This window comes from Streptomyces genisteinicus (assembly GCF_014489615.1).
In the GTDB taxonomy this organism is placed as follows: Bacteria; Actinomycetota; Actinomycetes; order Streptomycetales; family Streptomycetaceae; genus Streptomyces; species Streptomyces genisteinicus.
This window is the reverse complement of record NZ_CP060825.1, coordinates 3,853,107-3,866,269: the sequence shown is the minus strand read 5'-3', so window position 1 is coordinate 3,866,269 and position 13,163 is coordinate 3,853,107. Positions and strand designations below refer to the sequence as shown.

Below are 13,163 nucleotides of genomic sequence, written 5' to 3'. Positions count from 1 at the left end.
CCGAGCGGGAGAAGCGCGCCGGCGCGCACGTCCACGGAGAAGAAGCCGCGCCACCGGCCGTCCTCCCCGGGGGCGCAGGCACGTCCCCAGCGCACCTCGTCTGCGGCGAAGGGCATCCAGTCGATGCCCCGTTCGCGCAGTCAGGCGCGGAGTGCGGCGGCCGGCCCCCGGCTCCCGGGCCCGATCTCGCCGTGGGCCACGCGGATCCAGTCCGGTGTGGAGACTGAGGGTATGGAATTCGCTGTCTTCATGACGCTCCCGGGTCTGGTGATCCTTCTGGTGGCGATCGCCTTCGGCGACCAGGTGCTGCGCGCGACGGGACGCGGGCGACGGCGCGGACAGGTGTCGGCGACCGGCTTCGAGCAGCTGCACGCGACGTTCTCGCCGGGCAAGCAGAGCGAGCTCAGGGAACGGCAGAGCGCCCTGCTGCTGCGGGACGACGAGGAGGACGGCGCCCCGCCGAACCGGTCCACGGTGGACCTCGGCGGCGGACGTGCCGTGATCCGCCTTCCCCTGGGCGGACGCGGCCCGGCGTAGCGCGCACGCTCGGCCGCGGGCCGGCGGGTGCCGGCGCCGGGTGCGGCGCGTGTCAGTAGCGCTCGGTGAGATGCTCCCTGCCCGCGGGCGGTTCGTACGGCTCCGGCCAGAAGTCCGTGATCGTGGTGATCCGGCCCTCGGCATCGCCGCCGAAGAAGGTGATGGCGTGCATCTCCTCCGGGCCGACCCGGGCGTGTATCCAGGACACGACCTGGTCGCCTTCCGCCACCAGGCGCTCGACGCGCACGTGCCAGTCGCCCGGGTACTCGCGGTAGAAGCGGAGGAAGGCCTCCTTGCCGCGTATGCGCTCGCGGGTCTGGGGGAGGTCGTAGACGACGCCGTCGGCGAGGGTGGACGCGACGGCCGTCCAGTCCCTCGCCTCGGTCGCGGTCCAGTGTCTGGCGACCGTGCTGCGGAGATCGGCCGGCGCGGTCGATGAACCGTGTGCAGTCATACCGTGAGTGTGCACCCCGCCACTGACAGCGCCCTCCCCCGCACCGGCCCGCCCACCGAGTTGTCCACAATCGGGAGGTTATCCACAGGCAGGGGATGGACGCGTGCAGTTTCCGGTTTGATGGAGGGCATGAACGCCGCAGACACCACACCCGGCATGCCCGGCATGCCCGACTGGGAGAAGCGCTTCCGGGCGCCCCGTGTCTCCCTTCCCGACTGGGCCGAGCACGCCCCGGACCGCTCCCTCTTCGTGTCGAACGCCACCGGCACCTACGAGCTGTACGCGTGGGACCGGGCCACCGGCTCGCAGCGCCAGGTCACGGACCGGCCGAACGGCACCACCGAGGGCGTTCTCGCGCCGGACGGCGAGGCCGTCTGGTGGTTCTCGGACACCGACGGGGACGAGTTCGGCATCTGGATGCGGCAGCCGTTCACCGGCGGGGAGGACCTGCCCGCCCTGCCCGGCCTCGCCGCGTCGTATCCCGCGGGTCTCGCGATAGGCCGGGACGGCACCGCGGTGATCGGCCGGTCGACCGACGAGGACGGCACGACGATCCATGTCGTCCGTCCCGGCGAGTCCCCCGTGGAGGTCTACCGGCACCGGGAGTCGGCCGGCGTCGGGGACCTCTCGCACGACGGCACGCTGTTCGCCGTGGAGCACACCGAGCACGGGGACGCCATGCACTCCGCGCTGCGCGTCCTGCGCCTGGACGGCTCCGTGCTGGCCGAGCTGGACGACACGCAGGGCGGCACGCAGGCGCTCGGCCTGGAGGTCCTCGGCTTCCCGCCCGTCGACGGCGACACCCGCCTCCTCGTGGGTCACCAGCGGCGCGGCCGCTGGGAGCCGATGATCTGGGACGTGGCCAGCGGCGAGCAGACCGCGCTCGCGGTGGACCTGCCCGGAGACGTGAGCGCCGAGTGGTACCCGGACGGCTCCGCCCTCCTCGTCGTGCACAGCTTCGAGGCACGCGGCGAGCTGTGGCACTACGACCTGGGGGCCGGGGAGCTGACGCGGATCGAGACCCCTGCCGGTTCGGTCTCGGACGCCACCGCGCGGCCCGACCACTCCGTCGAGTACCTGTGGTCGTCGGCGGCGGAACCGCCCCAGGTCCGGTCGACGCACGGCGGTGTCGTCCTCGATCCCCCGGGCATGAGGGCCCCGGCCTCCGTTCCGGTCGAGGACGTCTGGGTGGAGGGTCCCGGCGGCCGCGTCCACGCCCTCGTCCAGCGCCCGGCGGGTACGAGCGGCCCGCTGCCCACGGTCTTCGAGATACACGGGGGCCCCGCCTGGCACGACAGCGACTCCTTCACCGCCGGCCCGGCGGCCTGGGTGGACCACGGTTACGCCGTGGTCCGGGTCAACTACCGGGGCTCCACGGGATACGGGCGCGAGTGGACGGACGCCCTCAAGCACCGGGTGGGGCTGATCGAGCTGGAGGACATCGCCGCGGTGCGGGAGTGGGCGGTCGGCTCCGGTCTCGCCGACCCGGCGAAGCTGGTTCTGGCAGGCGGCTCCTGGGGCGGCTACCTGACGCTGCTCGGGCTCGGCACCCAGCCGGACGCCTGGGCGGTCGGCCTCGCCGCGGTGCCGGTCGCGGACTACGTCACGGCGTACCACGACGAGATGGAGGCACTGAAGGCTCTCGACCGCACCCTTCTCGGCGGCACCCCCGAGGAGGTGCCGGAGCGCTTCGCGGCCTCGTCCCCGCTGACGTACGTCGACGCCGTCGAGGCCCCGGTCTACATCTCGGCCGGTGTCAACGACCCGAGGTGCCCGATCCGCCAGATCGAGAACTTCGTCGACCGCCTGGTGGCCCGGGGCGCGGTCCACGAGGTCTACCGGTACGACGCGGGTCACGGCTCGCTCGTGGTCGAGGAGCGCATCAAGCAGGTCCGGATGGAGATCGCCTTCGCCGAGAGGTACCTGGCGGCTCCCGGGACACCCGGCCCGGCGGACGCACCGCCGTCCGCGGCCGTGGACGTGGCGGACGGCGTCGCCCCGGAGCGGGCCGGGGCCTGAGGACGGTTCCTCCGTCGCCCGGGCGCCGCGGACGGCGGGCGCCCGGGCACGGCCGCAGGACCGCGGCCGTGTCCGGACGGGCCCCGGGACACGGGCCGCCGGGCGGGTTCCGTACCGTAAGGGGGTGTACCGATTCCTGCTGACGCCCCGCTGGTGGGGGATCAACGTCTTCGTCCTGGTGGCGATCCCCTTCTGCATCTTCATGGGGTCGTGGCAGCTGGGCAGGTTCGAGGACCGGGTCGACAGTCACCGGGAGGCGGAGCAGCGCCCCGACCCCGGGCAGGAGAAGGCGGCGCCGCTCGGCGAGCTGCTGCCGGTGGACACGGAGACGTCGGGCCGCCAGGCCATCGCCTCCGGCCGCTACGGCGACCAGTTCATCGTCCCGGGGCGCAAGCTGGACGGGAAGCCCGGGTCGTACGTCCTGACGCTCCTGCGGACGGACGGCGGCAAGACGCTCCCCGTGGTCCGGGGATGGCTCCCTCAGGGCGGCACGGCGCCGGAGGCCCCGGCGGGCTCCGTGACGGTGACCGGCGCGCTCCAGGCGTCCGAGAGCTCCGGGACGGACGGCGCCCACACCGCGGGGGGCCTGCCGGCCGGGCAGCTGGGCATCATCAGCGCCGCGTCTCTGGTGAACCTGGTTCCGGACGACGTGTACGACGCGTGGGTCACGCTGACCGAGGCGGACGGCGGACTGGCCCCGGTCCCGGCGGCGGCCCCGGAGAACAGCGGTCTGGATCTGAAGGCGTTCCAGAACCTCGGGTACACCGGAGAGTGGTTCGTCTTCGCCGGCTTCGTCCTGTTCATGTGGTTCCGGCTGATGCGGCGCGAGGCGGAGGCCGTACGGGACCGGGCACTCGGGCTCGACCCGGACATGTCCTGACCCGACGCGGCCGCGCCCACCGGAGCCGCGCTCCGGCACGAGCGCCCGCCGGAGCCCGTCGCGCACCGGCTCCTGCGTCCCTGAAGCAGACCGGGTTCTCCATCCCCGGAAGGGACCGGCACCGCCGTCCGCACGCGCCACCCGGCACCGGTCCCGGCGCTCACCGGCCGACGTGCGCGGCCGCCCCGCCCCGCAGGCGCACCGACGGGGCGCTCCGGGCCCGGGGTCCCGCCGGCTGGCCGGAGCCCGGCCGGGCGCCTGAGCTCAGGCGCCCGGGAGGAGGCCGGTCCGGTAGACGGTTCCCGAGCAGGCGTTGCCGATCGTCGTCTGGGCGCTCGGACCCCCCGCCTCGGCCACGTGAGACACCACGACGCTGCCGTCCCTGACGCCGTCCTCGGTGACCATCTGCGTCTGGACGCCGTCGGTGGTGCCGGTGTCGGTGCCTCCGCTGCCGGTACCGGCCGTGCCGCCGCCGGCACCGCCGGGCCCGCCGCTGCCGCCGTCCGAGGGCGACGGGTCGGGCGAGGCGCCCGCGGTGGGACAGCCGGCCGAGGGGATCCAGGCGAACTTCACCTCGTACGCCGAGGACGGCTTCAGGATGACGGTCGCGACCTCGGCCGAGGGGTCCGGCAGACCCCCGGCCGGATCGCCCGAGGTGTGGGACACCACGCCGACGCGGGCCTGGTCGGCGGCGCCCAGCGCGAGGAGGGAGACCGAGCCCGCTCCGCTGACCACGCAGTCGGAGGAGGAGACGTTGGCGATGCGGAAGGTGCCGTAGACCTTGCCGTCGGCGTCGGGCACGCCCGTCCCGGCGGAGGCGACACCGAGCTGGGACGCGGTGCAGGCCCCCGGCATGACTCCGGCGGCGCCCGGCTTCTCGGGCTCGCCCGAGGTGCCGTCCGCGGCGCCCTCGCTCGATCCGTCGCCCGGCGAGGCGCTGGCGTCGCCCTGCCCGGCCCTGCCGGGTCCGCCGTCGGCGGGCGGGTTCAGCGGGTCGCGGTCGCCCCCGGTGGCGCCGGGCTCGTTGCCTGCGCCGCCCTGCGACTGCTGGCCGTGCCCTGCGTTGACCGGGTTGGCGCTGTCCGCGGAGCCGGAGTTCGCGACGTGGACGAAGGCGGGCACCGCGGTGCCGACCAGCAGGACCGCGGCGGCCGCACCGACGAGCGCCTGGCGCTTGCGTGCCCGCCGGGCGGGCACCGCCCGGCGCAGGTGGTCCAGCGCGCCCTCGGAGGGCGCGAGGTCGCCCACCACGCCCTGGAGCATCCGGCGCAGGGCCTCCTCGTCACCGCCGAGGGACCCGAGTCCCGGGAGCACCGTGAGGTCCGCGTCCCGCGGACCACCGGGACGGGCGCCGGTGGCATCCGGCGCCGTGTCGGCGCCGGTCGCGCCGGGGCCGTCCGGATCGTCCTTGCCGTGGCCGCTCTCTGCTCGTTCCGGCCCGTTTCCCACTGTTCCGTTCCCCGTCAGATCGTTCGACGGCCGGTCCGGGCGGTGCCCGCCGGACCCGCGTTCCTGCCCGCTCGGCCGGCTCATACCGTCGCCTCCATGGCGACGCGCAGTGCGGCGATGCCCCGCGAACCGTACGCCTTCACCGAGCCGAGCGATATGCCCAGCGTCTCGGCCACCTGCGCCTCGGTCATGTCGGCGAAGTACCGCAGGACCAGCACCTCCCGCTGCCGCCGCTGGAGTCCGCGCATCGCCTTGATCAGGGCGTCGCGCTCCAGCTGGTCGTAGGCGCCTTCCTCGGCGCTCGCCATGTCGGGCATCGGCTTGGAGAGCAGCTTGAGTCCGAGGATCCGTCGCCGCAGCGCCGACCGGGAGAGGTTGACCACGGTCTGGCGGAGGTAGGCGAGGGTCTTCTCGGGCTCCCGCACGCGGCTGCGCGCCGAGTGCACCCGGATGAAGGCTTCCTGCACGACGTCCTCGCAGGAGGCGGTGTCGTCCAGGAGCAGAGCGGCGAGGCCCAGCAGCGACCGGTAGTGGGCGCGGTAGGTCTCGGTGAGGTGGTCGACGGTGGTGCCGGCTGCCATGACGTCGTCAGAGCCCTGCCGCTGTGCGGGCAGGCGCGTGGTCTGCGGCGCCGGGACGGGTGCGATCACCGGCATGCCGCCGGACGGGCGGGGTCTGCGGATCGGGCGCACTGCGCCGCCGATCGGGACCACCCTTGCGATGTCGAGAACCTCTGCCACGCCTGTTGGACACGCTTCCCCCCGTCAGGGTTGTACGCGCAGGCCACCGCTTTTGGCGATCCACCCCATGCCGTCATGCGCACCCGATCTTCCCCAATGCCCCAATGTCACCGCACCGCAGCGAGGCGTCCGCAAAGACGCGTCCCGCCCAACTGCCGGTTGCAGCAAGGGGGGAAGCGAATAATCGAACACTCGGACGCCCCAGTTCAAGTGGTTCAGACCATCATCTCGATCACAGGGCGTCCACAGATCCTACAAAGTTCCACGGACACCCGGCTCCGGATTAAGGACGGAGCCCCCGCCGGGACGCCCCCGAGCGGGAACGGGCCCGCTCCGGAGGCCGGAACGGCGGGACCGGGGCGGCGGAACGGGGACAGCGGGACCGGTGCCCGGCTCCTGCGTGAGCGCCGGCCCGCGGGCTCAGCCAAGTGCCTCGGCCCCGGGGCTCAGCCGCGGGGCTCGGCCGCGATCATCTCCGCGATCTGGGCCGAGTTGAGCGCCGCGCCCTTGCGCAGGTTGTCACCGCAGAGGAAGAGGTCGAGCGCGGTGGGGTCGTCGGGAGCGCGCCGCACCCGCCCGACCCAGGTCGGATCGGTGCCCACCACGTCGGCGGGCGTGGGGAAGTCCCCCGCTTCCGGATCGTCGCAGAGCACGACGCCGGGCGAGGTCGCCAGGATCTCGTGGGCCCGTTCCACGGTGACCTCGCGCTCGAAGCGCGCGTGGACGGCGAGGGAGTGCCCGGTCAGGACGGGGACCCGTACGCAGGTGGCCGCCACCCTCAGCCCGGGCAGCCCGAGGATCTTGCGGGTCTCGGAGCGCAGCGCCAGCTCGTCCGACGACCAGCCGCCGCCCAGCGGCGCGGCGCCGGTCCACGGGACGACGTTCAGGGCGAGCGGGGCGTCGAAGGGCCCGAGGCCCTCCCCCACGGCCCGGCGCACGTCGCCGGGGGCGACGCCCAGTTCGGTGCCGGCGACGAGGGACAGCTGGGCACGCAGCGCGCCCACCGCGTCCCGGCCCGCGCCGCTGGCCGCCTGGTACGAGGAGACCACCAGATCGCACAGCCCGAACTCGGCGTGGAGCGCGCCCACCGCGGGGAGCAGGGTCAGCGTGGTGTCGTGCGGGCTCGCGACGATGCCGCGCGGGCGCAGCCGCACGGCATGAGGGTTGATCTCGGGGACGGCGAGCGGCACGTCGGGGTCGGCCCGGAAGGCCGCGGAGCTGTCGACGACGGCCGCCCCCTTGGCGACGGCGACCGGCGCCCAGCGGGCGGAGACCTCGGCCGGCACCAGGAACAGCGCCACGCCGATGCCGTCGAAGACGTCCTCGGTGAGCGCCACGACCTCGCACTCCTCCCCGCGGACGGCCAGCTTGCGGCCGGCCGAGCGCGGGGAGGCGACGAGTCGGATCTCGCCCCAGACGTCCGCGTGCTGCGACAGGATCCGGAGCATGACCGCGCCGACGGCCCCGGTCGCTCCCACGACCGCGAGCCCCGGCTTGGGCGTGCCCGGGGCGGGGCGCACGCTCATCGCCGTACGCCTCCCCGCGGGCGGGTCATCGCCCGGTGCCGCCGTAGACGACCGCTTCGTCGGAGTCGGAGTCGAGACCGAACGCGGTGTGCACGGCGCGCACCGCCTCGTTGACGTCGTCGGCCCGGGTGACCACCGAGATGCGGATCTCCGAGGTGGAGATCAGCTCGATGTTCACGCCGGCGTCGGACAGCGCCTCGAAGAAGGACGCGGTCACACCGGGGTTGGTCTTCATGCCCGCGCCGACCAGGGAGATCTTGCCGATCTGGTCGTCGTAGCGCAGCGAGTCGAAGCCGATGGCGGCCTTCTGCTTCTCCAGGGCCGACATCGCCTTGGCGCCGTCGGTCTTGGGGAGCGTGAAGGAGATGTCGGTCAGGGCCGTGGTGGCCGCCGAGACGTTCTGCACGACCATGTCGATGTTGATCTCGGCATCGGCGATGGTGCGGAAGATGGCCGCGGCCTCGCCCGGCTTGTCCGGCACGCCGACGACGGTGACCTTGGCCTCGGAGACGTCGTGGGCGACTCCGGAGATGATGGCGTGCTCCACCTTCTGATCCCCTCGCGGTTCGTTGCTGACCCACGTGCCGCGGAGCCCCGAGAACGAGGACCGGACGTGGATCGGGATGTTGTAACGGCGTGCGTACTCGACGCACCGGTGCAGCAGCACCTTGGAGCCGGAGGCGGCGAGCTCCAGCATGTCCTCGGAGGAGATCCAGTCGATCTTCTTCGCCTTCTTCACGACCCGGGGGTCGGCGGTGAAGACGCCGTCGACGTCGGTGTAGATCTCGCAGACCTCGGCGTCCAGCGCCGCCGCGAGCGCGACGGCGGTGGTGTCCGACCCGCCGCGGCCGAGCGTGGTGATGTCCTTCTTGTCCTGGGACACACCCTGGAAACCGGCGACGATGGCGATGTTGCCCTCGTCGAGCGCCGTACGGATCCGGCCCGGCGTCACATCGATGATGCGCGCTTTGTTGTGGACCGAGTCGGTGATGACGCCTGCCTGGCTGCCGGTGAACGACTGGGCCTCGTGGCCCAGGTTTTTGATCGCCATGGCCAGCAGGGCCATGGAGATCCGCTCTCCGGCGGTCAGCAGCATGTCGAATTCCCGGCCGGCAGGGATCGGGGATACCTGCTCGGCGAGATCGATCAGCTCATCCGTCGTGTCGCCCATCGCCGAAACCACGACGACCACCTGGTGGCCGTTCTTCTTGGCATCGACGATTCGCTTGGCGACACGCTTGATGCCCTCGGCATCGGCGACGGAGGAGCCTCCGTACTTCTGCACGACAAGGCCCACGTGCGCTCCTCGCTCGGTCTTCTGCAGTCAGCGACTGCGGTCGGCTCAGTCTATCGAGCAGCCCGGAATCGCCCGTTCTTTGTCACATGGTGAGATGTCCCGCTCACGACGTGATCCCGGACGATCCCCGGGCTGCCCGCAGGGGGCCACTGCCCCGGCCTTCGGGAGGTACGCGGAAATGTGCGCCACATCACCTGCGGCGCACGGCCGGCGCGGGGCTCAGGGGGTCCTGCGCAGACCCAGCGGCCCGGCGATCTCGGCGACCATGACCTTGCCCGCCTCCTCGGCGAGCACCTCGTCCGTGAGGTCCTCGTCGGTGTCGAGGCCGTCGAGTGCCGCCAGCGGCTGGTCGAGCCGCACATGGGCGACGAGCGACTGGAGCGCGCGGAGCGTCGCGGAGGCGGTCGGGCCCCAGTTGGAGAAGTACGAGAACTGCCACCACCACAGCGCCTCGGTGGTGCGGCCGGCACGGTAGTGGGCGAGGCCGTGGCGCAGGTCGGTGACGATGTCGGCGAGGCTGTCGGAGATCCGCGACGGCACCGGGGCCCTGCGCGGCTCGTAGGGGTCGAAGACCTCGGAGAAGACGTCGATCGGGTCGAGCAGGACGGCGAAGCGCTCGCGCAGCTCGTCCACGTCGAGGTCCGGGCCCGTGTCCGGCTCGTAGCGCTCGTCGGGGACGATGTCCTCGTGCGCGCCGAGGCGGCCACCGGTCAGCAGCAGCTGGGAGACCTCGAGCAGCAGGAACGGCACCGCGCTGTCCGGCTCGTCCCCCTTGGCGACCTCGGTGGTCGCGACGATGAAGGACTCGATCGAGTCGGCGATCTGGACGGCGAAATCGTCCGGATCCTGGCCCGCGGCGTGCAGCATGGCGTCAGACATCGAGCAGTCGTCTCCCCTCGAAGGCACGCCCGAGGGTGACCTCGTCGGCGTATTCCAAGTCTCCCCCTACCGGGAGACCGCTGGCCAGCCGCGTGACGGTGAGTCCCATCGGCTTCACCATGCGTGCGAGGTACGTGGCGGTCGCCTCGCCCTCGAGATTGGGGTCCGTGGCCAGGATCAGCTCGGTGACCGCGCCGTCGGCGAGGCGGGCGAGCAGCTCACGGATGCGCAGGTCGTCGGGGCCGACGCCCTCGATGGGGCTGATGGCCCCGCCGAGCACGTGGTAGCGGCCGCGGAACTCACGCGTCCGCTCGATCGCCACGACGTCCTTGGGCTCCTCCACGACGCAGATGACGGCCCGGTCGCGGCGGGGGTCCCGGCAGATGTTGCACTGCTCCTGCTGTGCCACATTGCCGCAGACCTCGCAGAAGCGGACCTTGTCCTTGACCTCGAGCAACGCGTGCGCGAGGCGGCGCACGTCCGTGGGCTCGGACTGGAGGATGTGGAAGGCGATCCGCTGCGCGCTCTTGGGACCGACGCCGGGCAGCCTGCCCAGTTCGTCGATGAGGTCCTGAACCACGCCTTCGTACAACGGAACGCCTTTCCTCGCGTGCTTGGGGACAACGGTAGTTGGTGGAGGTTGCGCTTAGAAGACACCGGACGGCGCCGCCGGCGACGGCCGGGGGAAGCGTCCCGGCCGCCGGCGGGCCGGCGCCCTCAGAAGGGCAGGCCGGGCATGCCGCCGAGGCCCTGCGCGAGCGGGCCGAGCTTGTCCTGCTGGAGCTGCTGGGCGTTCTCGTTCGCCGCCTGCACGGCGGCGACCACGAGGTCGGCGAGGGTCTCGGTGTCGTCCGGGTCGACCGCCTCGGGCGAGATGACGAGTCCCCGCAGCTCGCCGGAGCCGTTGACGGTGGCCTTCACCAGGCCGCCGCCCGCCTGCCCCTCGACCTCGGTCCGCGCCAGCTCCTCCTGGGCGCGGGCGAGGTCCTGCTGCATCTTCTGGGCCTGCTGGAGCAACTGCTGCATGTTGGGCTGCCCACCACCGGGAATCACGGCCACTCCTGTCACTACGTCCGTGCGCTGCTTCGGTACGGCCGAGCCTACGTGGTGCCGGGAGCCGTCGCCGAAGGCGGCCGGGGCCAACTCTTTCGGGTGAGAGGCACCCGCCGCGACCAGGCTCCACTACCTGATCAAGACCCCCGTGCGGGCGGAAATACGGGGATCCGCGGCGCAGCGCCCTCCATTCGGCGGTATGAAGGGGGCGTGCACGGCGAGTGCGGATCAGAACGCACGCACGCCTCGTACATCACACGGTGTAACGTCACCACCTTTTGAGGACATATTCCGTCAGCCCGTACAGGTAGAGGAGCGCACCGGTGAGTCAGCCGGACATGCAGCCCGGGGGGTCGGCCCGGGAGGAGGGCGGCAAGGCGCCGCTCGGTGACCTGACGGGGCGGGCGTTCCCCCTCGGTGACTGGGGGGAGCCGGCGGCCCGGCTCGACGAGTTGTACCGCTGGGTGGAGAACGACGCCCTGCGCACCGCGGACTGGTACCTCTCGGACCGCACCCGCAAGCGCCGCTACGCCCGGCTCCTGCGGCTGGGCACCGCCGCGGGCCTGGTGGCCGGCGCGGGCCTGCCGCTCCTGGACCTGGCGGGAGCCGTGGGCTCGGGGGCGCCCTGGGGCTATCCGGCGCTGCTGCTGGCCGCCGCGTGCGTGGCCTGCGACCGGTACTTCGGGCTGACCGCGGGCTGGATGCGGGACATGGCCACGGCGCAGGCGGTGCAGCGCAGGCTCCAGGTGCTCCAGTTCGACTGGGCGTCGATGAGCGTGCGGGAGGTGCTCGGACCGACAGAGGGCACCGCGGCGGAGGCCGCGGAGCGCTGCCTGGGGGTGCTGCGCAGGTTCTCCGAGGACGTCGCGGACCTGGTCCGTACGGAGACCGCGGACTGGATGAGCGACTTCCGGGTCCGCGGGCCCGCGCCGCTCTCCCTGTCACCGCTGCCCGTGCGGCCCGAGGCGGGCGGGCAGGGCCAGTCGGCCGGGGTCATCCAGGGGCGCTTCCCGCTGCCGCCGTCCGCCCGCCCGAACATGCCCCGCCAGCGGCCGCCGGAGCCGCCCCGCTGACCCGCTGACCCGCCGCCCGTGCGCACCCCGTCCGCCGCGCGCGGCGGGCGCGGCGGACGGGAGCGGCGAGCGCGGTCCGGTCCGCGCCTCGTCCCGGGACGGAGCGCCCCGGACGGGGACCACCGTCACGCAGCGGTCAGCGGAGGCCGAGCACCGCCGCCGTGCGGTCGGCCATCGCGGCCTCGCCCACCGCGTTGGGGTGGACCGGCACGATGTTCGTGCCGAAGAGGACCGGCTCGATCCAGCGGGTGCCGGCCGGTGTGCAGGCGTCGTGCCCCTCGGAGGCCGCCGCCATGTCGACGAAGGTGGCGCCGGTCGCGTTGGCGGCCCGTTCGACGGCGCTGTTCAGGTCCGCCTGGATCTTCCGCAGATACGGCACGTCGCCCTTGGCGATCGGCATCTTGAGGAAGCAGCCCGGGACGCTCTGCTCCGGCACGATCCACGGGTAGCCCAGGATCGCCACCTCCGCCTTGGGCGACCGCGCCCTGATCTCGTTCAGGGCCGCCGTGATCGCCGGGTACGTCTTCCGCGCGATGTCGTCGGAGAAGCTGCTGCCGTGGGTGTTCTTGCAGGGACTGCCCTGTCCGGCCGTGAGCACTCCGAGGCCGCCGCAGGCGAGGATGGCGTTGATGAAGGTGTTGTTGTCGTTGCCGCCGATGGTCAGCGTGACGAGGTCGGTGTCGGCGCGCAGCGCGTCGAACTGCGGCGGCACGCCCGGGTACTGGGCCGTGGCGAAGTGCTCGGTCTTCGCGCCGCCGCAGGTGACGTCGGTGAAGTCGGCGCCGGTCCGGTCGGCGAGCAGGTTCGGGTAGTTCTTCGTCGTACGGGCGCACAGCAGCGAGGCCGACGGGTCCAGAGGGAGGACACCGGAGCCGGCGCTGTAGCTGTCGCCGAGGGCGACGTAGTCCAGCGGGTCGGACACGGCCTGCGCGGGGGCGGCGGCGCCGAGGCCGACGGCGGCGATCGCGGCGGAGGCGACGGCGGCCGACAGGACGCGGTTCGGGAAACGGAACGGCATGGGGGGGCGCTCCCTGAGGTGACTGGTGCGGCGGCTGGGTCCCCCGTCCGGATCGGGGGGTGCGGACGGGAGACCCCGGGGCATGGTCCGGCGCCCCGGGCACCGGTCCGTGGAGCCACGGCCTGTCCCCCGGGGCGCGTTCACCCGATCGGTCCGGGCAGCGTAGGCGCGCCGCCACGCCGCGGGCCCTGTGACGGAGCCCCAACTCCGCCGGGCTTTTTCGTGCGGCGTCACGGGC

The 13,163-nt window shown here is 73.1% G+C and carries 13 protein-coding genes; 4 read left to right on the top strand and 9 right to left on the bottom strand.

Going from position 1 to position 13,163, the window contains the following annotated elements:
• Window positions 1-231: 231 nt before the first annotated feature.
• Entirely contained in the window at window positions 232-537 is a 306-nt protein-coding gene (locus IAG43_RS16785; protein WP_187741536.1) for a DUF6191 domain-containing protein, read from the top strand.
• A gap of 52 nt (window positions 538-589) precedes the next feature.
• Here the strand turns inward: IAG43_RS16785 and IAG43_RS16780 are convergent, their stop codons facing one another.
• Window positions 590-991 carry a nuclear transport factor 2 family protein gene (locus tag IAG43_RS16780; protein WP_187741535.1) on the bottom strand — a complete coding sequence of 134 codons (402 nt, stop codon included), beginning with the start codon at window positions 989-991 and terminating at the stop codon, window positions 590-592.
• Window positions 992-1,120: 129 nt separating this feature from the next.
• Between IAG43_RS16780 and IAG43_RS16775 the strand changes: the two genes are divergently transcribed.
• Window positions 1,121-3,010 carry a S9 family peptidase gene (locus tag IAG43_RS16775; protein WP_425508608.1) on the top strand — a complete coding sequence of 630 codons (1,890 nt, stop codon included), beginning with the start codon at window positions 1,121-1,123 and terminating at the stop codon, window positions 3,008-3,010.
• A gap of 124 nt (window positions 3,011-3,134) precedes the next feature.
• On the top strand, window positions 3,135-3,890 hold the full coding sequence (locus IAG43_RS16770) for an SURF1 family protein (protein ID WP_187741534.1): 756 nt from the start codon (window positions 3,135-3,137) through the stop codon (window positions 3,888-3,890).
• 264 nt (window positions 3,891-4,154) lie between these two features.
• On the opposite strand, the gene IAG43_RS16765 is transcribed toward IAG43_RS16770, so the two are convergent.
• The 7 genes from IAG43_RS16765 to IAG43_RS16735 all read right to left on the bottom strand — a co-directional run bounded on the left by IAG43_RS16765 (window position 4,155) and on the right by IAG43_RS16735 (window position 10,834).
• Window positions 4,155-5,339 (bottom strand): hypothetical protein, encoded by a 1,185-nt coding sequence (locus IAG43_RS16765; RefSeq protein WP_246574388.1) that lies wholly within the window; start codon window positions 5,337-5,339, stop codon window positions 4,155-4,157.
• Between the two features lie 80 nt (window positions 5,340-5,419).
• The gene (locus IAG43_RS16760; protein ID WP_187741533.1) at window positions 5,420-6,079 is read right to left on the bottom strand and encodes a SigE family RNA polymerase sigma factor; all 660 of its coding nucleotides are present in this window, start codon (window positions 6,077-6,079) and stop codon (window positions 5,420-5,422) included.
• 446 nt (window positions 6,080-6,525) lie between these two features.
• The gene (locus IAG43_RS16755; protein ID WP_187741532.1) at window positions 6,526-7,605 is read right to left on the bottom strand and encodes an aspartate-semialdehyde dehydrogenase; all 1,080 of its coding nucleotides are present in this window, start codon (window positions 7,603-7,605) and stop codon (window positions 6,526-6,528) included.
• Window positions 7,606-7,630: 25 nt separating this feature from the next.
• On the bottom strand, window positions 7,631-8,902 hold the full coding sequence (locus IAG43_RS16750) for an aspartate kinase (RefSeq protein ID WP_147987397.1): 1,272 nt from the start codon (window positions 8,900-8,902) through the stop codon (window positions 7,631-7,633).
• 219 nt (window positions 8,903-9,121) lie between these two features.
• A complete protein-coding gene (locus IAG43_RS16745; protein WP_187741531.1) occupies window positions 9,122-9,781 on the bottom strand; it encodes a DUF5063 domain-containing protein in 660 nt (219 codons plus the stop codon).
• A complete protein-coding gene (gene recR / locus IAG43_RS16740; RefSeq protein ID WP_187741530.1) occupies window positions 9,774-10,373 on the bottom strand; it encodes a recombination mediator RecR in 600 nt (199 codons plus the stop codon). Before recR ends, IAG43_RS16745 begins: the two co-directional genes overlap by 8 nt.
• Window positions 10,374-10,498: 125 nt before the next feature.
• The gene (locus IAG43_RS16735; RefSeq protein ID WP_187741529.1) at window positions 10,499-10,834 is read right to left on the bottom strand and encodes a YbaB/EbfC family nucleoid-associated protein; all 336 of its coding nucleotides are present in this window, start codon (window positions 10,832-10,834) and stop codon (window positions 10,499-10,501) included.
• 323 nt (window positions 10,835-11,157) lie between these two features.
• On the opposite strand from IAG43_RS16735, the gene IAG43_RS16730 reads away from it, so the two are divergent.
• Window positions 11,158-11,907 carry an SLATT domain-containing protein gene (locus tag IAG43_RS16730; protein WP_187741528.1) on the top strand — a complete coding sequence of 250 codons (750 nt, stop codon included), beginning with the start codon at window positions 11,158-11,160 and terminating at the stop codon, window positions 11,905-11,907.
• Between the two features lie 136 nt (window positions 11,908-12,043).
• Here the strand turns inward: IAG43_RS16730 and IAG43_RS16725 are convergent, their stop codons facing one another.
• Window positions 12,044-12,925 carry an SGNH/GDSL hydrolase family protein gene (locus tag IAG43_RS16725; protein ID WP_187741527.1) on the bottom strand — a complete coding sequence of 294 codons (882 nt, stop codon included), beginning with the start codon at window positions 12,923-12,925 and terminating at the stop codon, window positions 12,044-12,046.
• Window positions 12,926-13,163 lie beyond the last annotated feature (238 nt).